The following is a 22,808-nucleotide window of genomic DNA, read 5'->3' on the forward strand; positions in this document are numbered from 1 at the left end:
CACCCCCGTTCCGGCCTAACGTGATCGTGACGGACGACACGCCTACGCCAGGTGGAGGAGAGCATGACCGCGACCGAGGTCGAAGCCGAACGAGCGGAGATCGAGGCGGCCATAGCCGGGCGCACCGTCCCCGGACTGCTCGCGGACATCGCGCGGACCAGCCCGGACTCGCTCGCGTTCGCCACCGCCGAGCAGAGCTGGACCTGGTCCCAGGTGCACGGGCGGGCGTTGAGCATCGCCGCCGCGCTGCGCTCCCTCGGCGTGCTGCCCGGCGACGTGGTGGCCCTGATGGCGAGCAACCGGCCCGAGCACATCCTCGCCGACCTGGGCGCGGCGACGCTCGGCGCGACCACCACCACGCTGTACGCGACGCTGGCGCCCGAGCAGATCCGGCACGTCGTGGTCGATTCCGGCGCGAAGGTCGCCTTGATCGAAGGCGAGGACGCGTGGCGGCGCTGGCTGCCCGTGCTGGGGGAACCGACCGAACTCGGCGTGGTCATCACCCTCGGCGAGGTCGGCGACGCCCGGCCGCCCGGGTTCGACGGCCGGATCATGAGCTGGGACGAGCTGCTGGAACTCGGGGAAGCCGTCGACGACGGCGAATTCCTGCACGACGACCCGGCCGCGCAGGAGGAACGGGGACCCGACCCGCACGACATCGCGGTGCTGATCTACACCTCCGGCACCACCGGCCCGTCCAAGGGCGTCGAACTCAGCCACCGCGCGCTGCTCTACGAGGTGGAAGCGCTGGTGCGCGCCGCCGGGCTGCCCGAGCAGGTGGTGAGCCTGTCCTACCTGCCGCTGGCGCACATCGCCGAACGCGTGCTGTCGGTGTACCTGCCGCTGCGCTGCGGCGGTGAAACGCACTTCTGCCCGGAGATCAAGCAGCTGCCGCAACGCCTCGCGCAGGTGCGCCCGACCATCCTGTTCGGCGTCCCGCAGGTGTGGGACCGGTTGCGCACCGGTATCGAGAACCGGCTCGCCGAGCAGGACGGGGTGCGCGGCAAGCTCGGCGGCTGGGCGTTGCGCGCGGCGCTGACCGCGGCCGAAGCGGATTCCACCGCCACCGAGAAGCTGCTGGCGCGGCTGGCGCACCGCGCGGTGCTGCACCGCATCCCGGTGGCGCTCGGCCTGGACCGGTGCGCGGTGCGCGCGGTCGGAGCGGCCCCGCTGCCGCCGGGTCTGGAGCGGTTCTTCGCCGGCCTCGGCATGGGGCTCACCGGCGTGTACGGCCTGTCCGAGACCTGCGGGGCCGCGGTGATGCACCGGCCCGACGACCCGCGCAAGCCCGGCACGGTCGGCACCGCGATGCCCGGCGTGGAACTGCGGCTGACCCGCGAAGGGGAGGTGCTGGTGCGCGGCCCGCTGTGCGCGTCCGGCTACCACAACCTGCCCGACGACGACCGCGAACTGTTCACCATGGACGGTTTCCTGCGCACCGGTGACCTCGGCTCCATGGACCCGGACGGGACGCTGCGGATCACCGGGCGGCAGAAGGAGCTCATCATCACCGCGGGCGGCAAGAACATCAGCCCGGTCGTGGTGGAATCGCTGCTGGTGGAGCACCCGCTGATCGAGCAGGCGCTGGTGCACGGCGATGGCAGGCCGTACCTGGTGGCGCTGCTGGCGCCGGAACTCGGCGCGCTGCGCGAGTGGGCCGAGGCGAACGAGCTGCCCCGCAACGCCCCGCGCGCGGAACTGCTCGCGGACCTCAAGCTGCGCGCGGAGATCGACGCCGCGGTGGCGGTCGCGAACACGAGGCTCGCCCGGGTCGAGCAGGTCCGGGCCTGGGAATTCGCACCCACCGACTGGACCGAGGACGGCGGCGAGCTCACCCCCACCCGCAAGATCCGGCGCGCCGTCGTCGTCAAGCAGAACCAGCAGCACCTGGACGCCCTCTACGAGCGCTGACCGCGTGCCGCCTATGTTGGCGGGATGGACGGATGGCTGGGCACGACGTCGCACTGGGGGGCCTACCTGGCGCGCCGCGGCGCCGACGGTGCGGTGGAGGTAGCGCCGCACCCCGCCGACCCGGCCCCGTCGGAGCTGCTCGGCAACGTTCCCGGCACCGCGCGGCACGAGACGCGCATCGCCCGGCCCGCCGTCCGGCGCGGCTGGCTCGAACACGGGCCCGGGCCGTCGCGCGGCCGCGGCCGCGAGGAGTTCGTCGAGGTCGGCTGGGACACCGCGCTCGACCTCGTCGCCGCCGAACTGCGCCGGATCCGCGAGCGGCACGGCGACCGGGCCGTGTACGGCGGCTCCTACGGCTGGGCCAGCGCGGGCCGGTTCCACCACGCGCAGAGCCAGCTGCACCGGTTCCTCAACGCCACCGGCGGCTACACCTCCTCGCGGGGGACCTACAGCTTCGGCACCTCCGCGGTGCTGCTGCCGCACCTGGTGGGCGATGCCGATCCGCTGCTGCGCGGCGCCGACGGGTGGGACGTGCTCCGGCGGCACACCGACCTGGTGGTCGCGTTCGGCGGACTGGCGCCGAAGAACGCCTCCGTCACCCCAGGTGGGGTGACCCGGCACGCCACCGCGGCGGCGCTCGCCGACTGGGACGGCCCCGAGCTGGCCGTGATCTCGCCGCTCGGCGGCGACGTGCCGCCGGGCCGACGCTCCGAATGGATCCGGGTGCGGCCGGCGACCGACGTGGCGCTGATGCTGGGGCTCGCGCACACGCTGCTCGACGAAGGGCTGCACGACACCGGATTCCTGGACCGCTGCACCACCGGCTTCGACGAGTTCGCCCGCTCGCTGCGCGGCGGCCCCGGACGCCCGGAACGCGACGCCGACTGGGCGAGTGCGCTGTGCGGCATCCCCGCCGCGGACATCCGAGCCCTGGCCCGGCGGATGGCCGCGGGCCGCACCCTGATCACGGTGAGCTGGTCGCTGCAACGCAGCGAGCACGGCGAACAACCGGTGTGGGCCGGGCTGGTGCTGGCCGCGATGCTCGGCGGCATCGGCCTGCCCGGCGGCGGGTTCGGCCACGGCTACGGCTCCATCGGCGACGTCGGCGACACCGGGCCGCTGCTGCCGCTGCCGACGCTGCCGCAGGGCACCAACCCGGTGCCGGACTTCATCCCCGTCGCCCGCATCGCCGACCTGCTGCTGCACCCGGGGGAGGAGTTCGACTACGACGGCGGCCGCTACCGGTACCCGGACGTGCGGGCCGTGTACTGGGCGGGCGGCAACCCGTTCCACCACCACCAGGACCTCAACCGGCTGCGCCGCGCCTTCGCCCGGCCGGACGCGGTGATCGTGCACGAGCCGCACTGGACCGCCACCGCCCGGCACGCCGACGTGGTGCTGCCGGTGACGACGACCCTCGAACGGGAGGACCTCGGCGCGGGTCGGCGCGACACCCACCTGATCGCGATGCGCCGGGTGCTGGAGCCGTACGAGGAGGCGCGCGACGACCACGCCGTGTTCGCCGACCTCGCCGACCGGCTCGGCGCCCGCGCCCGGTTCACCGAAGGCCGCGGGACGCGGGAGTGGCTGGCGCACCTCTACGAGCGGTGGCGCGAGCGGCTCGCCGCGGACGGCCACCGGGTGCCGCCGTTCACCGAGTTCTGGCGCGCCGGGGAGCTCGAACTGCCCGTCCCGCCGCGCACCACCCCGTTCGCCGAGTTCCGCGCCGACCCCGGCGGCAGCCCGCTGCCCACCCCCAGCGGTCGCATCGAGCTGTGCCCGGCGTCCATCGCCGCGGCCGGGCTGCCCGGCCACCCGGTGTGGCGGGAACCGACCGACGGCCTCGTCGACGACCGGTTCCCGCTGCGGCTGATCGCGCACCAGCCGCGGAACCGGCTGCACGGCCAGGGCGATGTCGGTGCCGTCAGCCGCGCCGCGAAGATCGACGGGCGGGAACCGGTCCGGCTGCACCCGGCGGACGCCGCGGAGCGCGGGATCACCACCGGTGTGGTGGTTCGGGTGTTCAACGAGCTCGGTGCCTGCCTCGCCGGGGCGCTGATCACCGACGAGGTATCGCCCGGAATCGCGGTGCTCGCCACCGGCGCCTGGTACGACCCCGTCGACGATCCCGCGCAGCCCGGCGGATCGTGGTGCGTGCACGGCAATCCGAACGTGCTCACCGCCGACCGCCCGACCTCGCCGCTGTCGCAGGGCTGCGCCGGGCAGCAGGCCAGGGTGCAGGTCGAACGCTGGACCGGCGAACTCCCGCCGCTCCACTGCCACCGTCCGCCTCGCCTGGTCTGACTCTTTTTCCCGGCTCGCCTCGATCCGGGGGCGGCGGAACCTCTCAGCGGCTCGCTGCGGGATCGTTCTCACCGGTGGCTCTCCGCCACGGGCGAAAACGCTGTCCTCGCGAGAGAACCCGCGGGTGGTCGACCTGCGTGCGTGGTCGGTGGCTCAGCGGCTTCGCCGCTGACAGGAGAAGTACGAGATCCGCTTCGGGTTCGGAGAGAGGTGGTGGGGGCTGGGCGTGACAGGTCTCGGGAACCTGTGCGGCGTCTCGGGGCCGAGGCCGCGGGCACAATCCGCGGTCCGGGCGAGCTCCCTGATCCGCGGGGGCGGAATGCGATTAGCGTCGTGGAACTCGGGTAACGAACTCGTCGAGAATCCGGATTTCCGCTGGAACAACCCGATCGAGCGACACCGCTGGAACCGGTCGGATTCTCCCCGCCGCACACCACCGCAGGTACCGGCCCGGCGACCGTCTGAACTGGACGTTCGGCCTCTCTTTGATAACCGGAAGATCACAGGACACTGAGAGGAACCTGAGTTCCGCCGCTCATTCCCTCAGCCGTGTCGTTAACCGGTGTGGCGACCCCAACACGGACGTTGATGCTGCGTCGTCGTGATGACCACGACCGCTATTCTCCGGGGCGTGCTCAATGCGGAGAAAGACGACACCGATCACGCGGCGGCGGAATCCGCGCCGTCCGCGGAACCGGCTCGGCCGCGCCCCGACCGGCGGCTCCGACGGCTGAAGCTGATCGCGACCGTGCTCGGCGTGCTCGGCACGGTGCTGTCGCTCTCCGTCCCGTTCCTGCCGGTGCACCACGACATCACCACGCTGCGCTGGCCCACCGCCAGCGGCACCACCTCGGTCGCCGCCCCGCTGACCACCTTCGCGCCGGTGTGGCTGGACGCCGACATCCCCTGCGTCTCCGCCCGCAGCCTCGACGCGCGCACCGACGGACCGGCGAACCTGCTGAGCACCAACCCGCCGAACTCCGACAACGGCCGGCTCACCGGGATGACCCTCACCGTCGACCAGGGGCGGATCACGCTGCTGTCGCAGGGGCGGCAGGTCAACACGATGGCCATCCCCGCCGGGGACTGCACCCTCGCGCTGCACAACGACGCCATCGGGTTCAAGGCCGGGTTCGGCGAGGACCGCTGGCTCACCAACATCGCCGGGGACCACCGGCCGCAGGTCACCGGCATCTACTCCGACCTCAACGCCCGAGCCGACGACGTCGCCGGACTGCGCTTCGAAGCCCGCGTGGACAACCGCTTCGAGAGCTCGCCGACCGCGCTGAAGATCGTCGTGAGCGTGCTGGCCGTCCTGGCGTTCATCGGCGCCGTGCTCTGCCTGCGGCGGCTGGACGCCCGCGCCGGACGTCGTCCCCCGCGCTGGGTGCAGCCCGGCTGGTGGAAGCCGACCGCCCGCGACGTGGCGGTGCTCGGTTCGCTCGCCATCTGGTGGCTGATCGGGGCGATGAGCTCCGACGACGGCTACACGATGGCCATCGCGCGGGCCCGCGAATCCGCCGGGTACGTCAGCAACTACTACCGCTGGTTCGCCAACCCCGAAGCGCCGTGGGGCTGGTTCTACGAGGTCTACGCGCTGTGGGTGCAGGTCTCCACCGCGATCCCCTGGGTGCGGCTGCCCGCGCTGCTGATGGGCTGCACCAGCTGGCTGCTGATCAGCCGGGAAGTGCTCCCGCGGCTCGGCCAGCAGGTGCGGCGCAGCAACGCCGCCGGGTGGGCCGCGGCCGCGGTGTTCCTCGCGTTCTGGCTGCCCTACAACAACGGGCTGCGCTCCGAGCCGGTCATCGTGGTGTTCTCGCTGCTCGCGCTGTGCGCCGTGGAACGCGCCATCGCGACCAGCAGGCTGCTGCCCGCCGCGCTCGGGCTGGTGCTGGCCGCGCTCGCCGTCGGTGCCGGACCGCACGGCATCGTCGCGGTGCTGCCGTTCATCGCCGGGCTCAAACCGCTGATCAAGCTGGTGTTGCGGCGCGCGCGGGAGTTCGGCTGGCTCCCGGTGCTCGCCCCGATCTCCGCGTCCGGCTTCGTGATCCTGACCTGGCTGATCTGGGACCAGACCTGGCAGTCCATCATGGACGCGACCGAGCTGAAGATCGACCTGGGGCCGAGCGAGAAGTGGTACCAGGAGCTCAACCGCTACAACATGCTGTTCAGCCAGATCCCGGACGGCTCGCTGACCCGCCGGTTCCCGGTGCTGCTGGTGATGCTGTGCCTGGCGACCTGCGCGGTCGTGCTGCTGCGGCGCAACCGGATCCGCGGCGCCGCCCTCGGACCCAGCCGCCGGTTGCTGGCGGTAGCGGCCATGTCGTTCGTGGCGCTCGCGCTCACCCAGACCAAACACACTCACCACTTCGGGATCTTCGCCGCCGTCGGCGGGGCCGTCGCCGCGCTCACCGCGCTCGCCACCAGCACCACCGTGCTGCGGTCCCGGCGCAACCGGGCCGCGTTCTTCTCCGGGCTGATGGTGATCTCGGCGTTCTCCGCGACCGGGCCGAACGCCTGGTGGTACGTCTCCGGCTGGGGCGTGCCCTGGTACGACATGCCGCCCGCCGTCAACGGGCGCAACGCCAGCACGATCCTGCTCGCCGTCGCCGCCATCGCCGCGATCGTCGCCCTCGTGGAGCACCTGCGCGGGGACCGCAGCCTCGCCCCGCCCAACGGCGTCGAGCACCGCAGCCGCGCGCTGCGGCTGGGCACCGCGCCGCTGTCGCTGATCTGCGCGCTGCTCATCCTCGGCGAGCTCGCCGCGTTCGGGAAGGCGATCCAGGAGCGCGAAGGCGGCTACAGCATGGGCGCCGACAACATCAAGCAGCTCACCCCCGGCGGCAGCTGCGGTCTCTCCGACTACGTGTACGTGGAGACGAACCCGCAGGCCGGGATGCTCAAGGTCTCCCAGGACCAGCCGACGAACCCGGCCCCGGCGTTCTCGCCGGACGTGCCGGTGCCGTCCAAGCGCCTCGAAGGGGAGGAGACCCCGCAGGAGTACCTCGGGGCGAAGCTCACCGGGTTCACCCGCGACGGCACTCCCGCCCTGCAGGGCGGCACCGCCGCCGACGAGTGGCGGCCGCCCTACCAGTTCGGCGGCGACAACGCCCCGGTCTGGGGCAGCTTCACCCGGCAGGGCACCGGCGAGCTGCGCACCCAGTGGTACGACGTGCCCGAACGCGCCGCGACCGGTGAAGTGCCGATCGTGCTCGCCATGGCCGGGATCGAAGGCGGCGCGAACTCGCTGGCCGTCGAATTCGGCAAGGACACCCCGCAGGGCTTCCAGATCACCGCCCGCCGCTACCTGCTGCAGGCGGGCGGCCCCGCCTGGCGGGACCACCGGCTCGTCGTGGACGGCGACGCGCAGGGCACCACGAAGATGCGCGTCGTCGCCGTCGACCAGTCGGTGTCCGCGCGCGGCTGGCAGGCGGTCAGCGCGCCGCGCGCGCCGCAGCTGACGAACATGACCGACGTCGTCGGGGACAGCCCCGCCTACGTGGAGTGGCCCGCGACGCTGGTGCACCCGTGCCTGCAGATCTCCGGGCTGCACCACGGCATCTCGGAGATGCCGCGGTTCCGGGTCGCGGGCGGTGAGACCGTGCGGGCCACCGGCCAGGGCTGGTCCTCGCCGGACGCGGGCGGGCCGTTCGGCTGGCTCAACGTGGCGGCCAGCATGCGGGAACTGCCGACGTACCTGAAGAACGACCTCTACCGGGACTGGGGCTCGCTGTACGCGGTGGACCCGTACGAGCCGGGCGCGCTGCCCGCCGAATCCGCGATGCAGGTGCACAAGGAGACGCACTGGGGCGACTGGACCCCGGGCATCCTGCCGCGCACCGTCTCGCTGCCCGGAGACGTGCCGAGCTCGGACGACCGCAACGACATCCGGCCGCTGGACACCGGGGACGACGACCAGTAGGAGACGTAGCGCGGCCCACCGCCCCGACCGGGGTGGTGGGCCGCCGTCGTTCCCGCCGCCGCGCCGATCGCTCGGCTCGGCGCGGCGGTCACTGCGTCGGAGGTTGCTGGGCCGGAGTTTGCTGGGCCGGCGGCTGCTGGGCCGCGGCCTGCGGCGGGGTCTGCGCCGGGATCTGCTGCGGCGCGGCCTGCCGGGCGGCGAGCTTGGTGGAGATCGCCAGCACCAGCGCCTCGGTGCGGGCCGGGTCGTCCGCCCCGAACACCTCGGTCACCGATTCGCGGATCGCCGGACCCGCGACCTCCGAGACCACCGGCCGCAGCGCCTCCGCCACCGCCTGCGGATCACCCGTCGCCCCCGCGTTGATCATCGCCGGGAGCTGGTACACCACCCCGTTGGTGTCCCGGATCGCGTCCACCGCGGGCACCTGGATGTGCTCGGCGCCCGGCACCCGCGACGGCCGCGGCCCCAGCAGCGCGTTGAACATGTGCACCAGCAGCCCGATGGCGGTGTGGTTGCCCGCCTCGGTGCCCCAGCCCACGATCTGGCCCTGCGGCCCGCGCGGGCCGAACAGCTCGTGGTGGATCTCGTTGAGCTTCTGCGCCTGTTCGGGAGTCAAGTCGTCCTCCGGAGTAGCTGAGCTGAGCAGCCCCGCGAGCTCTTCGCGGGTACCGCGGAACGCGTTCGCGTCGACGGGCCGGTGCCCTGCGACGGTGGCGGAGCTGGTGAACTGCAGGACCGCGACGCCGAGACCGCCGTACCCGCCCCACTGCGCGTCGTAGAAGTCCCGGTAGCGCTCGTAGATCTCGCTGGCGTACCCGCCCTCGTTGCTGGCGTACCGCGAGTACCACAGCGGTGGTAGCCCGGCCAGCGACGGCGAGCCGATCTGCTCCCAGTACCAGCGCGGCAGGTACAGCAGCGGTGATCGATACCCGGCGGCCAGTAGCCGCCCGATGATGTCGCGCGTCAGGTCCGCGCCGCCCCCGCCGTCCTCCACGTCCAGGATCACCGGGACGTCGGCGGGCACCGTGTTCACGATGTGCCCTGCCTGCGAGGCCGCGCTCGAATCGGCGCGCTGGTAGTGGTAAGCGGCGGTGAGCAGCCCGGCGGCCCGTGCGTTGGCGAGGTTGGCGCCGAACCTGCTGTCGACGAAGGAGCTCCCCTCGGTCGCTTTCAGGAAGGCGAACTCGAACCCCTCGGCCCGTGTGCGGCCCAGGTCGAACGCGCCCTGGTGGTGGGAGATGTCGATGCCGTAGAGCACGGCCGGCCTCACCTCGCGTAAGTCGACGGCGGGTGGTGCGCGGAACTCGCCGTGGATGGAGTGGACTGCTACTCACGGTAGCCGATCTTGGGTCCGGAAGTGGGTCTTTGGGAAAAACCGGACGGACGGGCCCGCTGCGCGCCCGGTCGGCACCGCCTCCTAGGGTTGATCTGCAGGCCGGCTTCGAGCAGGGGAGATCGTGTGATGCAGACCGCCGTGGTGACCGGGGCCAGCAGCGGAATCGGCGCGGCCACCGCCCGCCGCCTGGCCGCGGACGGGTTCCACGTCGTCGTGGCCGCGCGCAGGCAGGACCGCCTCGCCGCGCTCGCCGAGGAGATCGGCGGCCGCGCGCTGCCGCTCGACGTCACCGACGCGGACTCGGTCGCGGCCTTCGCCGCCGAGCTCGACGCGTGCGACGTGCTGCTCAACAACGCGGGCGGCGCCTGGGGTTCCGACTCCGTCGAGGGCGGCGATCCCGCGGACTGGCGGCGCATGTACGAGGTCAACGTGCTCGGCACCCTGCACGTCACCCAGGCGCTGCTGCCGCTGCTGCGCGCCGGGGGCGGCGGCACCATCGTCAACCTCACCTCCACCGCGGCCTTCGTCAACTACGAGGGCGGCGCCGGGTACAGCGCCGCCAAGCACGGGCAGCACGCGCTGACCGAGACGCTGCGCCTCGAACTCGCTGGGCAGCCGGTGCGGGTCATCGAGATCCAGCCCGGCATGGTGCACACCGACGAGTTCTCGCTCAACCGCTTCCGCGGCGACCCCGACAAGGCCGCCGCCGTGTACGCCGACGTGGACCGGCCGCTGACCGCCGCCGACGTCGCCGGGGTGATCGCGATGGCGGTGGCGCAGCCGCTGCACGTCAACATCGACCAGCTGGTGCTGCGCCCCTTGGCCCAGGCGGCCCAGCACAAGGTCCACCGCGGTCCGCTCTTCGAGGAGTGAGCTCGCGGCTCGCCCCGCTTCGGGGCGGGCGGCGGGACCGCGGCGTCCCCCGCCGCGGGATCGATTTCCGATGCACGTCCGGCGCGCGGCGACACCGCCGTCCTGGTGGGGAAATCGCTGAGCAGGCCGATTTCGTGGTGGTGGCGGACGGCCCGGGGTGTGGTGCCGACGAAGGCCGCCGCGTCGCCGATCTCGACCTGGCGGGGTGGTGTGCAGGACGAGTGCATGCGCGGGGACCTTTCCTCGATGCGCCGGGAGGTGGGTTCGCCGGACCACACGACGCTGCGGGAAGGTGCAACCCCAGGTGAGCCGAGCTGCGCCGATGCCGGGACGGCGGCCGTCGTGACGGCAGGGCCGCCCCCGCCGCTGCGGCATCCGCACTACGGGGTCGGGGCCGGTGCTCGGCACCTCGGTTCGCACCGCGAGTGCGCCGAACCGCTGACGCGCAGCGCCACCGGGAGGTTCAGCCGATCCGGTCCGCCGCTCCGAGGTAGCGGGCGAGGATGGTCTTGAGGGTGGGCAGCTCGGCCTGCGCGTCGAAGTCGCCGTCGACGCCGGCTCGGGCGAACAGGGCATCGGCCAGCCCCAGCACCCAGTGCGCGGCCTGCGTCGGGTCGACCGAGCCGTCGATGCGGCCCTGCTCGGCCGCTCGGGACAGCAGGACCGCGATGCCCGCGCGCAGCTCGCGGTCGTTGCGCACGACCAGTTCGGCCAGTTCCGCATCCCGCCCGGCCTGCGCGATCAGCTCCACGACCAGCCCCGCCGCGGCCGGATCCGCCAGCGGCCGCACCAGGTGGTCCACCAGCCCGAGCAGGCCCGACCACGGGTCCGCGGCGGCCGCGGCCAGCTCCAGCTGCTCGGCGTTGTCCCGGCCGTCCTGCTCGAAGATCGCCAGGAACACCGCGCGCTTGTTCGGGAAGTAGTGGAACAGGCTGCCGGAGCTGATCCCGGCCGCCGTGCAGATGTCCGCGGTCGTGGTCCGGTCGAATCCCTTGCGGGCGAAGCAGTCGCCCGCCGCTTCGACGATGTTCCGGCGCCGGGCCGCGTAGCGGACCGGGTCGACCGTGCGCATCAGTCCGCGTCCCGCCGCGGCCGCGTGCGCCAGAACTGCTGCTTCTTCCGGTCCCGCACCAGGAATCCGGCGCGGGCCAGCGCGTCGCGCAGCTGGTCGGCCTCCGCGTGGTGGCCCTTCTTCCGCGCGTGCTCGCGCGCCCGCAGCAGCGCGTCGGCGCGCGGGCCGACGTCGGGGGTGTCCGGCACCCACAGCTCGAACTGGTCGTCGTGCGGATCGGCGTCGAGCCAGCGGTAGCCGTGCGCGCGGAACGCCGCCCGCAGCGCGCCCGCGGTGATGTCGGTGCGCGCCCGGGCCGCTTCGTCGCCGGACGCGTCGAGCAGCACCAGCGTCCCGTGGTCGAACAGCGCCGCGTCCACCCGCGTGCCCTCGACGGTGGAGATATCGCGCAGCCCGCGCCGCAGTTCGACCCGCTCCGCGGACACGGTCACCCGCAGCCGGTCGTTCACCAGCAGCGACAGGAACCCGAGCCCGGCCAGCGCGCCGAGCCCGGCCACGGCCAGCGTGCCCTGCGGCTGCGGCAGCGAGGCCACCAGCTCGAACGGTCCCTGGAACGGCGCCCACGGCAGGTCGGCGATCCAGCCCGCGGCGAGCACCAGCGCCCAGCCGATCGCCGCGCCCACCACGGGCAGGCCGATCGCGGAGCCGTAGCGCAGCCACGCGGGCTCGACCGCCACCGCGGGCTTCCCGGATACCGGGGGAGAGTGCGAGGTCATGGCTCAATAGTAGAGCGAGTGCTCGGTTTAACGTGATCGGGGTGCTCGAGTGGCGTTCCCGGGGACTTCCTTGTGCAATGGGCGCCATGACGACGTCGCGGTGGGTAACGGCAGGGATGCTGCTCGTGTCGGTGCTGGGCATGGCGGGAGCGGCCACGCCCGCGATCGCCGATCCCGGTGCCGAGCAGATCACCGTGACGGGCCGGGTGGAAGCGGGCGTGGAACCGCGCTGCTTCCTGCTCCCCGGCCAGGGCCGCTCGCCGTACCTGCTGGTCGGCGGCGATCCGTCGGTGGTGAAGCCCGGTGCGCACCTGGTGGTGCGCGGCCGGCCGGACCCCGGCGCGCCCACCACGTGCATGCAGGGAACACCGCTGCACGTGAGCGAGGCGCACCCCGCGTAGGACCGGACGAGGCGGTACTGCAGCGGGGAACGCCGGCGGGGGCCGGTCTGCCGTGGTCGGGGCGGCAGACCGGCCCCCTTTTCGCGCGCCCGGGATCCCGGCGGGCCTGGCGCGCGGTGGTGGATCGCGTGCGGTGGGTCACCCGGATGGTCGCGGTGCGAGGTCGTGCGGTGACGCGGTGTGCCGGAGGCCACGGCCGGTTCGGGACCTAGTGCCCGGTCGCGGGCCGGGGCTCCGGGGCCACAGTGGGACGTGCACGAGCTGAGTGGTCCGCGCAAGGAGAAGCTACGATGATCCGATCCCCGTTCGGCACCTACCGCCCTGGTTCCGAGGCTCCGGCCGGCCGGGAAGCGGTTCCGACCCAGCAGGACGAGCGCGCCGTCGGTGTTCCCGCGCCGCGGGCCGACGAGGCGGGTGCGGTGGTGCCGCCGCGGCCCCGCACGGGTGCGGCGGCGCTGGTGGTCTCCCGCGGCCCGGAGCAGGGCGCGGTGTTCCCCCTCGAACGCGACACGACGGTGCTGGGCAGGCACCGCGACTGCGACATCGTGCTCGGTGACGTCACCGTGTCGCGCTACCACACCGAGATCCGCCGGGAGGGCGCCGACTTCGCCATCCGCGACGCGGGCTCGCTCAACGGCACCTACCTGAACCGGCAGGTGGTGGACCGCGCGGTGCTCGCCGAAGGCGACGAGATCTGGGTGGGCAAGGTCCGGTTCACCTTCCGCGCCGGGAGCTGACCCGGCCTCGCAGGGCCCGCCGGGCGGTGCGCTCGCCACCGCCGGTCGGGCCCTTCCTGCTGTCCCGCCGGGCTCAGGCCGCGGTGTTCTGCTGCGCCAGCCGGGCGAAGTGCTCGGTGAAGATGCGGCGCGCCCGCCTGCGCAGCCGATCGCGGGGCGGCCGGTCCGAGCCCGCCAGCATCCCGGTGCCGACCACGAGCGTCTCCAGAACGCTGATCTCGTGCGGCAGGTCGAGGCCGTCCGGCAGCTCGCCGTCCGCGACCGCCTCGGCGAGGTGGTGGCGCAGCAGCGAGCGCCACGCCTGGTAGCCCTCCCCGAAATTTCCGGCCGGATCGTCCTGCTGGTGCGACCACAGCGCCACCCACACCCGCCAGCAGGTGAGCCGTTCCTCGTCCACCGGCAGCAGTCCCTGCGTGGCGCGCTGCACCGCGTCCAGCCCGCGCCGCTTGCCGACGGCCGCCACGAGGCGCTGGGTGGCGATCGCGCCGTTGTACCGCAGCGCAGCGCCGATCAGCTCAGCCTTGTCCTCGAAGTAGTGCGTGACCGACCCGGTGGAGACTTCGGCCTCGGCGGCCACCGCGCGCACCGTGGTGGCCGCGAGGCCGCGCTCGGCGAGCAGCCTGCGGGCGGCCGCCACGATGTGCTCGCGCGCCTGCGGGTCCCGAATCCTCTTGGGCACTGCGGTTCCTCCCCCGAAAAGCAGAACACTTGTTGCGTAACGCATGGTACGCAACACTCGTTCTAGTGGTGCGTCGCACTGCGGAGGGAGCCGACGATGGCCCTGGAGACACCGCCCGCCCGGGGGCCGGTCGCGGACGCGGCCGCGCAGGCGGGACTGCTGGTGGTGTTCTCCGCGCGCACGGCGCGCGCCGGGGTGCGGGCCGTGCTGGGCCGTCGGCTGGCCTGGCGGGAATGCCTGGAGCAGTGCTGGTTCCTGGCGGCGGTGAGCTCGCTGCCCGCGGTGCTGATGACGATCCCGCTGGGCGTGCTGGTGGCGGTGAACATCGGTTCGCTGGCCGGGCAGCTCGGTGCCGAGGGCTACGCGGGCGCGGTGGTCGCGTTCGTGGTGGTGGGCCAGGCCGCGCCGCTGGTGTGCGCGCTGATGATCTCCGGGGTGGGTGGATCGGCGATCTGCGCCGACCTGGGGTCGCGCAAGCTGCGCGAGGAGACCGAGGCCATGGAGGTCATGGGTCTGTCTACTGTGGAACGGCTGGTGGTGCCGAGGGTGCTCGCCGCGGTCGTGGTGACGGTGCTGCTCAACGGTGTGGTGATGGCCGTCGGGATCGGCGCGACGCTGTTCGTGCACGTGCTGCTGGGGGGTTCCTCCGGCGGGTTCCTCGCGACGCTGACCGCCTACGCCGATCCGGGCGGGTTCCTGGTCGCCGAGGTCAAGGCCGGGGTGTTCGCGGTGCTGGCCGCGCTGGTCTCCGCGTTCAAGGGGCTCACCGCGCGCGGCGGTCCCGGCGGCCTGGGCGAGGCGGTGAACGAGGCCGTGGTGATGGCGTTCGTGCTGGTCTTCGTGGCGAACACGGTGCTCACCGAGCTGCACCCGCTGCTGCTCCCGCCGAAGGGCGAGTTCTGATGGCCGTTCCGGTGATGCGCGCGGTGCGGCGCGGTTCGGCCCGGCGGGTGCGCGCGCTCGGCGACCTGCTGGCCGGGTTCGGCGCGCAGGTCACCTTCTACGCACGGGCGGTGGCGGCGGTGCCGCGGACGCTGGTGCGCTACCGCAGGCACGTGGCGCGGCAGGTCGCGGAGATCAGCTTCGGCTCGGCCTCGCTGTTCGCCGGGGGCGGCACCATCGGCGTGGTCTTCGCGATGTCCTTCGTGGCCAGCACCCAGGTCGGGATGGAGGGCTACCGGGGGCTCGACCTGATCGGGCTGACGCCGATGTCCGGGCTGATGTCGGCGATGGTGAACACCCGCGAGCTGGCCCCGCTGGTGGCCGGGGTGGCGCTGGCGGCGAAGGTCGGCACCGGGTTCACCGCGCAGCTCGGCGCGATGCGGATCTCCGACGAGATCGACGCGCTGGAATCGATGGCGGTGCGCTCGCTGCCGTTCCTGGTCAGCACCCGGATGGCGGCGGCGTTCCTCTCGGTGGTGCCGCTGTACCTGGTGGGGCTGTTCGCCTCCTACCTCGCGACCCGGGTCGCGGTGGTCGTGGTGCAGGGCCAGTCCGGCGGCACCTACGACTTCTACTTCCAGCTGCTGCTGAGCCCGTCGGACGTGGTGCTGTCGCTGGTGAAGGCGGTGGTGTTCGCGATGGTGGTGACGCTGGTGCACTGCTTCTACGGCTACTACGCGACCGGTGGGCCGGAAGGCGTCGGCCGGGCCGCGGGGCGCGCGCTGCGGGCGAGCATCGTGGCGATCACCTTCACCGACATGGTGCTGACCCTGCTGTTCTGGGGCCTGAGCCCCAGCCTGCCCGCGCTGGGGGTGCGCTGATGGTGGACCTGTCCCGGCACGGGGCGAGCCGGAACGCGCTGGCGGTGCGCGGGCTCGGCGGCGTGCTGCTGGTGCTGGGCGCCGCCGCGTTCGCGGTCGTCGGCGGAGCGGGCGCGTTCCGGCAGGCACCCGAGGTGCACGCGGCGGTGCCCGCCGCGGCCGGACCGGTGCGGGAGGGCTCCGCGGTGCGCTACCGCGGGGTCGTGGTCGGCGAGCTCGCCGACGTGGCACCGGACGCCGGAGGTGCGCGGCTGCTGCTGCGGATGGAGCCGGCCGCGCTGGCCGTCGTGCCCGCCTCGGTGCGGGTGCGGGTGCTGCCGAAGACGCTGTTCGGCGACCAGTACGTAGAGCTCGCCGCCCCGGACGGCTCGGACGGCACCGGCCCGCGGCTCGCCGCCGGGGACCGGATCGAGGCCGACACCGGGGCGGAGGCGGTGCGCATCTACGCGGCCTACACCCGGATGTTCGCGCTGCTGGACTCGCTGCGGCCCGCCGAGCTGCAGGTGGCGCTGGGGACCGTGGCGGACGCGCTGCGCGGCCGCGGCGCCGAGCTCGGCGAGACCATCGACGGGCTGCACGAGCTGACCGGGCGGATCGACCCGGCCCGCACCGCCGATCGGATCGGCGAGGTCGCGGGGCTCGCCGACCAGCTCGCCACCGCGGCCCCGGATCTGCTGGCCACCGTCGACGACGCGGTCGTGCTGTCCCGGGCGGTGGTGGCCCAGCGGGAGAACCTGACCGAGCTGCTCGACGCGGGTGCCGAGCTGACCGAGCGGTCCCAGCGGTTCCTGGACGAGAACGGGGTGCGCGCCGTGCAGGTGGTGCGCACCGCGGAACCGGTCTCGGCGGTGCTCGGCGGGAACGCGGACGGGATCACCGCGACGCTGCGCGAGCTGCGGGAGTTCACCACGAACGCGAGCCGGACCTTCGTCGACGGGCGCTTCCAGATCCGCGCGCCGGTGACGCTGGACGACCCCTACCCGTACGACGCGGCGGACTGCCCGCGCTACCCGGGCCTGGACGGGCCGGGCTGTCCGGCACCGGTCGCGACCGGGGGAGCGGTCGGCCCGGTCGGGTCCGCCGCGGAGAAGGCCGCGCTGCGGGAGGCGTTCCCCGTCGAGTCCACATCGGACGGTGGTCCGGAGCTGGTCGGCCTGCTGGCGGGCCCGGTGCTGCGCGGCACGCAGGTGGTGCTGCCATGAGCCTCGCCGCGACCGCCGCCAAGTTCACCGCCTTCACCACCACGGCCGTGCTCTGCGCCGTGCTCGTCGTGAACACGCTGAACCACCCGCTGGACGGCGCCACCCGCGCCTACCGCGCCGAGTTCACCGACGTCCAAGGCGTCCGGCAGGGCAGCGAGATTCGCATCGCCGGGGTCCGGGTCGGCGCCGTCACCGACGTGCGGCTGCGGGACGGGACCGCCGTGGTGGACTTCGACGTGCTCGCCGAGCAGCCGCTGCCCGCCGACACCCGCGCCGCGGTCCGCTACGCCGACCTGCTCGGCGGCCGGTACCTCGCCCTCGACTCCACCGCGCGCGGCGGACCGGAACTCCCGGCCGGGGCCACGATCCCGCTGGAGCGGACCCGCCCCGCGCTGGAGCTCACCGCGCTGATGAACGGGTTCAAGCCGCTGTTCGACGCGCTGGACCCGCAGCAGGCCAACCGCCTCGCGCACGAGCTGATCGCGGTGTTCCAGGGCGAATCCGGCACCCTCACCGCGCTGCTGGAACGGGTCGTGTCGGTGACCGCCGGGCTCGCCGAACGCGACCAGGTCATCGGCGAGGTGCTGGGGAACCTGACCGCGGTGCTGCGCACCACCGGCGAGCACCGCGACGAGCTGCACGCGCTCATCGGCGGGCTCGGCGAACTCACCTCCTCGGTCGCCGCGGACCGGGAGCGCATCGCCGGGGCCCTCGACGCGGGTGGCGCGCTGGCGAACTCGGTGCGCGGCTCGATGGACCGGATCACCCCGGGCCTGACCCGCGACGTGGACGCGCTCGGCGAGCTCTCCCGCGGATGGGTCGCCGAGCAGCACCGCTTCGACACCGCCGTGCAGGGGTTGCCGGAGCTGGTGACCAGGTTGAACCGGACGCTGGACTACGGGAGCTGGGTCAACATCTACGTCTGCAACCTGCGGTTGTCGGTCGCCGGGGCGCAGGTCGACCTCGGTGGCGGCCCGCATTCGGAGGTGTGCCGATGAGACGGCGAGCGGCGTGGCGGGACGATCCGCTCATCACCGGCGGGGCGGGCATCCTGGTGCTGCTGCTGGTCCTCGGCGGCGTGGTCGCGGTGCCGCAGCTGTCGTTCCTGTGGCGGACCCGGGAGTACACCGCCGAGTTCGCCAACGCGGCCGGGCTCACCGCCGACGCCCAGGTGCACGTCGCCGGGGTGCCCGCCGGCCGGGTGACCGGGATGGTGCTCGCCGGGGACCGGGTGCGGGTGGCGTTCCGGCTGGACGCCGAGCAGCGGCTCGGCACCGCGACCTCCGCCTCGGTGCGGCTGGCCACGGTGATGGGTGCCCGCTACCTCGCCGTCGAACCGGCCGGGACCGGCGAACTCGACGCCGGGGCGGTGATCCCGCTCGACCGGACCCGGGTGCCGTACAGCCTCGACGAGCTCGGCGCCGACGCCACCGGCACCACCGAGGAGCTGGACCTGCCCGCGCTGCGCGAGATGATGCGCACCGCGGGCGAGGCGATGCCCGACGACCCGGAGCTGGTGGGACGGGCGCTGGACGGCATCACCGGCGCCGCCGCGCTCGTCGACCGGCACGACGAGCAGCTCGACGCGCTGCTCGACGGCGCCCGCGACACCACCGACGCGCTGGTGCGCCAGCAGGACACCCTGGTGCGGCTGCTCGGCGACGCCGACCTGGTCGTGCGCACCCTCACCGAACGGCGGGAGACGGTGCTGCGGCTCATCGACGACGTGGACGCGCTGAGCGCCCGGCTGGACGAGTTCCTCGGCGCCAACTCGGCGAAGCTCGGGCCGCTGCTGGGCGACCTGCGGGAGATCACCGCCGCGCTGCACCGCGACGAGCAGGCCATCGCCACCACCATCGCCACCCTCGGTCCCGCGGGGAGATCGCTGGCCAACGCCACCGGCAACGGCAGCTGGGGCGACGTCGCCGGGCCCGCCGGGCCGCTGCCGGACAACCTGCTGTGCCTGGCCGGACTGCTCGAGGGGTGCCGATGAGCCGGACGACCCGTGCGATCGCGCTCGGCTGCACCACCGCGCTGCTGCTGGTCGGCGGCTGGTACGCGCTGCTGCGGCCCGATCCGGCGCGCACCGCGTCGGCCGACTTCGCCAGCGTCGACGGCATCTACCCGGGCAGCGCGGTGCAGGTGCTGGGGGTGCCGGTCGGGCTCGTCGAGGAGGTGTCGCCGCGCGGGCCGGTGGTGCGGGTGCGGATGCGGATCCGCCCGGACGTGCCGGTGCCCGCCGACGCGCACGCCTACGTGCTGAGCCCGCAGCTGATCAGCGACCGGTTCGTGGAACTCGGCCCCGGCTACACCGGTGGTCCCCGGCTCGCCGACGGCGGCGTGATCCCCGCCGAGCGCGCGCACGCCCCGATCCGCTGGGACGAGCTGATGTCCTCGCTGGACACCGTGCTCACCGCCCTCGGCCCGGACGGGCTGGACGACCAGGGCGACCTCGGGGCGCTGCTGCACCGGGCGGCGACGGCGGCCGACGGCAACGGGCCGAAGCTGCGCACCGCGATCGACCGGCTCGCCGGGGCCACCGGAGTGCTGGCGGGGGACGGCGAGCGGATCGGGGCGCTGATCGGGAACCTGGACTCGCTGGTGCGCGCGCTGTCCGCGCACAAGTCCACAGTGGATTCGCTGGCGGCCGGGGTGCGGCAGGCGGGCCGGGACTACGACGCCGAACGGCTGCACCTGGACGAGACCGTCGGCAGGCTGAACCGGGCGCTCGCCGAAGCCGACGCCCTGCTCCGCGAGCACGGCGAGGACCTCACCGGCAGCGTGCACGACCTCGCGGGCACCACCGGGCAGGTCGCCGCGCAGCGCGAGCAGCTCGCCGAAGTGCTCACCCAGCTGCCGCTGGTGTTCGGCAACTTCAGCCGCGCCATCACCGAGGACGAGCGGCTGCGCATCCGGCTGAACATCTCCACCTCCCTCGACCAGTTCCCGGCCACCGCGCGGCTGTGCGAGCGCATCCCCGTCCCGCTGTGCTCCGCGCCCGGCCTGGTCAACCCGATCCCGTTCCCGCCCGAGCTGGACCCGCTGCGCGCCCTGTCCGGAGGTGGCCGATGAGCACCACCAGGCTGCTTCCGCTGCTGCTGGGCGTCGCGCTGTTGACCGGCGGCTGCGGGCTGAGCCTGCACGAGCTGCCGACCGGGGAGAGCGGCGGAACCCGGATCTCCGCCGTGTTCGAGGACGTCTCCGAGCTGCCCGTCGGCGGCGCCGTGCGGATCGGGCAGGACACCGTCGGCCACGTGCGCGCGCTGTCCACCGAGGACTTCACCGCGGTGGCGGTGCTGGAGCTGCGGCCCGGACTGCGGTTGCCCGCGGACACCGCCGCGCGCCTGGAGCTGACCTCCGCGCTCGGCGAGCAGTTCGTGGTGCTCGAACCGCCCGCGCGGCCGACCACCACCGAGCCGCTCGCCGACGGCGCCACCATCCCGCTGGAGCGCACCGCCCGCGGCCCGGACCTGGAGACCACCCTGGCCGCCCTCGGCGCGGTGCTCGGCGGCAGCGGGCTCGACCAGGCCCGCACCATCGCCACCGAGCTCGACACCGCGCTCGGCGGGCGGGAAGCGGAGGTGCGGGACCTGCTGCACCGGCTGGACGACCTGCTGTCCGAAGTGGACTCGCGCCGCGCCGAGTTCGACACCGCCGTCGACGCGCTGCACCGGCTCTCCGCCGAGACCGCGGCGAACACCCCGCTGCTGGAGGCCGCGCTGCACGACCTCTCTCCGGCCGTGGACGTGCTGCTGGGGCAGCGGGCGCGGTTCGACCGGCTGCTCACCGGCGTCACCGAACTCGGCCGCAGCGGCGACGGGATCGTGCGCGAAGCCGGTCCCGCCTTCGCCGCGCAGCTCGACGCGCTGCGGCCGGTGCTGGACGCGCTGGCCGGGTTCAACGGCGACCTCGCCGACACGCTCACCTCGCTGCGCACCTTCCAGCAGCGGCTGGGCGGCGCCATCCCCGGCGACTACCTGAACCTGGACGGCACCCTCGACGTCTCCGGCAGCCTGCTGCCGCTGCTGACCGGGCGGCCGCCACCGGTGCCCGGACCGGCGCTGGTGCCGCCCGGCTCCGCCGCCGACCTGCTGACCGGAGGCACCCGATGAGCCGCGCCGTGCTGATCCAGCTCGTCCTGTTCCTGGTCATCGGGCTCGGCTGCGGCGCGTCCGTGCTCGGCACGACGCTCGGGCCGCGCGCCCTCGGCACACCGGTGCGGGTGGCGGTGCGGATGCCGGACGCGGCGGGCCTCGCCGCGACCTCGCAGGTCACCTACCGCGGAGTGCGCACCGGCACCGTCGAATCCGTCGGGCTCGACCCCGGCGGGGACGGCGTCACGCTGCGGCTGCTGCTGGACCCGGGCAGTCGCGTCCCGGTGAGCACCACCGCGCGGATCAGCATGGACACCCCGATGGCGGTGCAGCACCTCGACCTGCGGCCCGGCACCGACGCGCCGCCCTACCTGCGCGACGGCGACGTCATCACCGCCGAGCGCACCCGCACCCCGCTGCCGCTGGACACCCTGCTGGTGCACGCCACCGACCTCGCCGCGAGCATCGACCCGCACGACGTGCGGGTGCTGTCCGAGGCCGCCGCCGGGCTCGACGGCACCGCCCCGCAGCTGCGCCGCATCCTGGACGGCACCCGCGACCTCACCCGGCTCGCGGTGGAGCGGGAACCGCAGCTGGCGAACCTCGCCGAGCAGGGACCGGCGCTGCTGGACTCCGCCGACGGGCTGCCCGCGCTGGCGGCGTCGGTGCGGGAGCTCGCCGACCAGGCCCGCGCGCAGGAGCCGGCGTTGCGCCACCTCGCCGAGACCGCGCCCGGCACCACCCGATCCGTCTCCGACCTGCTCGCGCGCAACGAGCGGGACGCGAGCGCGCTGCTCGGCAACCTGCTCACCACCGGGGACGTGCTCGGCGCCCACGTGCCCGCGCTGCGCGAGACGATGACCGCGCTGCCGCAGGGGCTGTCCGACCTGGCGAGCATCGTGCACGGCGACGTCGCCGACTTCTACCTCGTCGCCGCGCAAGGTCCCGCCTGCTACTACGGCACCGAGCGGCGCACCCCGACCGACACCGCCCCGCGCGACCCGCGGCTCGACTGGAGCTGCGCGCCGGGGCCGGGCCTCGAACAGCGCGGCGCCGACAGCGCGCCGCGCCCTCCGACACCGGCCGCCGAGCCGGTGCGGCACCCGGCGCCGGGTGCCCCCGCCACCGCGGAACCGAGCGCGGACGGCGAGGTGCTGGGGCCACGGCCGTGGTCCTCGATCATGTTCCAGGGAGTGCGATGAGCAGCGAGTCGGCGACCGGCCGGGACGAGACCGGACCGGTGGAGGAGCACACCGCGGAGCCCACTGCGGAGTCCACTGTGGACGACGCACGGAGCGGCGCGCCGGAGCCGGCGCGGCGACGGCGCCCCGGGGGCAAGGCGGTCCTCGGCGCCGCCGTCGTCCTGCTGCTGCTCGGCGGCCTCGCCTTCACCGGCTGGCGGTGGCACCAGCGCAGCGCCGAGGACGCCGCCCGCGCCGAGGCGCTCGCCGCGGGCCGGGAGTACGCGCTGTCGCTGACCACCTACGACCACCAGGACCTGGCCGGGAACTTCGACCGGGTCGCGCAGCACTCCTCACCGGCGTTCGCCCGCCAGTACCAGGAGGTCAGCGCCGGGCTCACCCAGCTCATCCAGCAGTACCAGGCCACCTCGAAGGGCGAGGTGCTGCACGCGGGCGTGGCCGAATCGAGCCCGGACCGCGCGGTGCTGCTGCTGTTCGTCGACCAGAGCATCACCAACACCAACAGCCCCGAACCGCGGGTGGACCGCACCCGGATGCGCCTGACGCTGGTGCACCCCGGCGACCAGTGGCTCATCGATGACGTTCAGCTGATCTGA

General features: G+C 73.9%; 19 protein-coding genes. 15 read left to right on the top strand and 4 right to left on the bottom strand.

What is annotated here, in order from left to right; genetic code table 11:
• Nucleotides 1-63: 63 nt before the first annotated feature.
• From AC29IT_RS00465 to AC29IT_RS00475, 3 genes are all read left to right on the top strand, one after another.
• Nucleotides 64-1,911 carry an AMP-dependent synthetase/ligase gene (locus AC29IT_RS00465; RefSeq protein ID WP_488217413.1) on the top strand — a complete coding sequence of 616 codons (1,848 nt, stop codon included), beginning with the start codon at nucleotides 64-66 and terminating at the stop codon, nucleotides 1,909-1,911.
• 24 nt (nucleotides 1,912-1,935) lie between these two features.
• Nucleotides 1,936-4,215 (top strand): molybdopterin-dependent oxidoreductase, encoded by a 2,280-nt coding sequence (locus tag AC29IT_RS00470; protein WP_488217414.1) that lies wholly within the window; start codon nucleotides 1,936-1,938, stop codon nucleotides 4,213-4,215.
• A gap of 631 nt (nucleotides 4,216-4,846) precedes the next feature.
• Nucleotides 4,847-8,137 carry an arabinosyltransferase domain-containing protein gene (locus tag AC29IT_RS00475; protein ID WP_488217415.1) on the top strand — a complete coding sequence of 1,097 codons (3,291 nt, stop codon included), beginning with the start codon at nucleotides 4,847-4,849 and terminating at the stop codon, nucleotides 8,135-8,137.
• An 88-nt stretch (nucleotides 8,138-8,225) separates the two neighbouring features.
• On the opposite strand, the gene AC29IT_RS00480 is transcribed toward AC29IT_RS00475, so the two are convergent.
• Entirely contained in the window at nucleotides 8,226-9,407 is a 1,182-nt protein-coding gene (locus AC29IT_RS00480) for a glycoside hydrolase family 25 protein (RefSeq protein WP_488217416.1), read from the bottom strand.
• Nucleotides 9,408-9,599: 192 nt separating this feature from the next.
• Between AC29IT_RS00480 and AC29IT_RS00485 the strand changes: the two genes are divergently transcribed.
• A complete protein-coding gene (locus AC29IT_RS00485) occupies nucleotides 9,600-10,346 on the top strand; it encodes an SDR family oxidoreductase (RefSeq protein WP_488217417.1) in 747 nt (248 codons plus the stop codon).
• A gap of 463 nt (nucleotides 10,347-10,809) precedes the next feature.
• On the opposite strand, the gene AC29IT_RS00490 is transcribed toward AC29IT_RS00485, so the two are convergent.
• Both AC29IT_RS00490 and AC29IT_RS00495 read right to left on the bottom strand, forming a co-directional pair.
• On the bottom strand, nucleotides 10,810-11,418 hold the full coding sequence (locus AC29IT_RS00490) for a TetR/AcrR family transcriptional regulator (protein WP_488217418.1): 609 nt from the start codon (nucleotides 11,416-11,418) through the stop codon (nucleotides 10,810-10,812).
• Entirely contained in the window at nucleotides 11,418-12,134 is a 717-nt protein-coding gene (locus tag AC29IT_RS00495; RefSeq protein WP_488217419.1) for a YqeB family protein, read from the bottom strand. The genes AC29IT_RS00490 and AC29IT_RS00495 overlap by 1 nt, the downstream gene beginning before the upstream one ends.
• A gap of 86 nt (nucleotides 12,135-12,220) precedes the next feature.
• On the opposite strand from AC29IT_RS00495, the gene AC29IT_RS00500 reads away from it, so the two are divergent.
• Both AC29IT_RS00500 and AC29IT_RS00505 read left to right on the top strand, forming a co-directional pair.
• Nucleotides 12,221-12,535, top strand: coding sequence for a hypothetical protein (locus AC29IT_RS00500; RefSeq protein ID WP_358444297.1), 315 nt, complete (start codon nucleotides 12,221-12,223; stop codon nucleotides 12,533-12,535).
• Between the two features lie 290 nt (nucleotides 12,536-12,825).
• The gene (locus AC29IT_RS00505; protein WP_358444294.1) at nucleotides 12,826-13,272 is read left to right on the top strand and encodes an FHA domain-containing protein; all 447 of its coding nucleotides are present in this window, start codon (nucleotides 12,826-12,828) and stop codon (nucleotides 13,270-13,272) included.
• A gap of 73 nt (nucleotides 13,273-13,345) precedes the next feature.
• Here the strand turns inward: AC29IT_RS00505 and AC29IT_RS00510 are convergent, their stop codons facing one another.
• Nucleotides 13,346-13,951, bottom strand: coding sequence for a TetR/AcrR family transcriptional regulator (locus AC29IT_RS00510; RefSeq protein ID WP_488217420.1), 606 nt, complete (start codon nucleotides 13,949-13,951; stop codon nucleotides 13,346-13,348).
• A 96-nt stretch (nucleotides 13,952-14,047) separates the two neighbouring features.
• On the opposite strand from AC29IT_RS00510, the gene AC29IT_RS00515 reads away from it, so the two are divergent.
• From AC29IT_RS00515 to AC29IT_RS00555, 9 genes are read left to right on the top strand one after another with little or no spacing between them, the layout of a single operon-like run.
• The gene (locus tag AC29IT_RS00515) at nucleotides 14,048-14,854 is read left to right on the top strand and encodes an MlaE family ABC transporter permease (protein WP_358446119.1); all 807 of its coding nucleotides are present in this window, start codon (nucleotides 14,048-14,050) and stop codon (nucleotides 14,852-14,854) included.
• The gene (locus AC29IT_RS00520; RefSeq protein ID WP_358446117.1) at nucleotides 14,854-15,714 is read left to right on the top strand and encodes an MlaE family ABC transporter permease; all 861 of its coding nucleotides are present in this window, start codon (nucleotides 14,854-14,856) and stop codon (nucleotides 15,712-15,714) included. Before AC29IT_RS00515 ends, AC29IT_RS00520 begins: the two co-directional genes overlap by 1 nt.
• Entirely contained in the window at nucleotides 15,714-16,916 is a 1,203-nt protein-coding gene (locus AC29IT_RS00525) for an MCE family protein (protein WP_488217421.1), read from the top strand. The genes AC29IT_RS00520 and AC29IT_RS00525 overlap by 1 nt, the downstream gene beginning before the upstream one ends.
• On the top strand, nucleotides 16,913-17,914 hold the full coding sequence (locus AC29IT_RS00530) for an MCE family protein (RefSeq protein WP_488217422.1): 1,002 nt from the start codon (nucleotides 16,913-16,915) through the stop codon (nucleotides 17,912-17,914). The genes AC29IT_RS00525 and AC29IT_RS00530 overlap by 4 nt, the downstream gene beginning before the upstream one ends.
• Nucleotides 17,911-18,909: an MCE family protein gene (locus AC29IT_RS00535; RefSeq protein ID WP_358446111.1), complete on the top strand. Its 999-nt coding sequence runs from the start codon at nucleotides 17,911-17,913 to the stop codon at nucleotides 18,907-18,909. Before AC29IT_RS00530 ends, AC29IT_RS00535 begins: the two co-directional genes overlap by 4 nt.
• The gene (locus tag AC29IT_RS00540) at nucleotides 18,906-19,988 is read left to right on the top strand and encodes an MCE family protein (RefSeq protein WP_488217423.1); all 1,083 of its coding nucleotides are present in this window, start codon (nucleotides 18,906-18,908) and stop codon (nucleotides 19,986-19,988) included. Before AC29IT_RS00535 ends, AC29IT_RS00540 begins: the two co-directional genes overlap by 4 nt.
• On the top strand, nucleotides 19,985-21,028 hold the full coding sequence (locus AC29IT_RS00545) for an MCE family protein (RefSeq protein ID WP_488217424.1): 1,044 nt from the start codon (nucleotides 19,985-19,987) through the stop codon (nucleotides 21,026-21,028). Before AC29IT_RS00540 ends, AC29IT_RS00545 begins: the two co-directional genes overlap by 4 nt.
• A complete protein-coding gene (locus AC29IT_RS00550; protein ID WP_488217425.1) occupies nucleotides 21,025-22,212 on the top strand; it encodes an MlaD family protein in 1,188 nt (395 codons plus the stop codon). Before AC29IT_RS00545 ends, AC29IT_RS00550 begins: the two co-directional genes overlap by 4 nt.
• On the top strand, nucleotides 22,209-22,808 hold the full coding sequence (locus tag AC29IT_RS00555) for a VirB8/TrbF family protein (protein WP_488217426.1): 600 nt from the start codon (nucleotides 22,209-22,211) through the stop codon (nucleotides 22,806-22,808). The genes AC29IT_RS00550 and AC29IT_RS00555 overlap by 4 nt, the downstream gene beginning before the upstream one ends.

Source organism: Saccharopolyspora sp. MMCC62, from assembly GCF_057736575.1.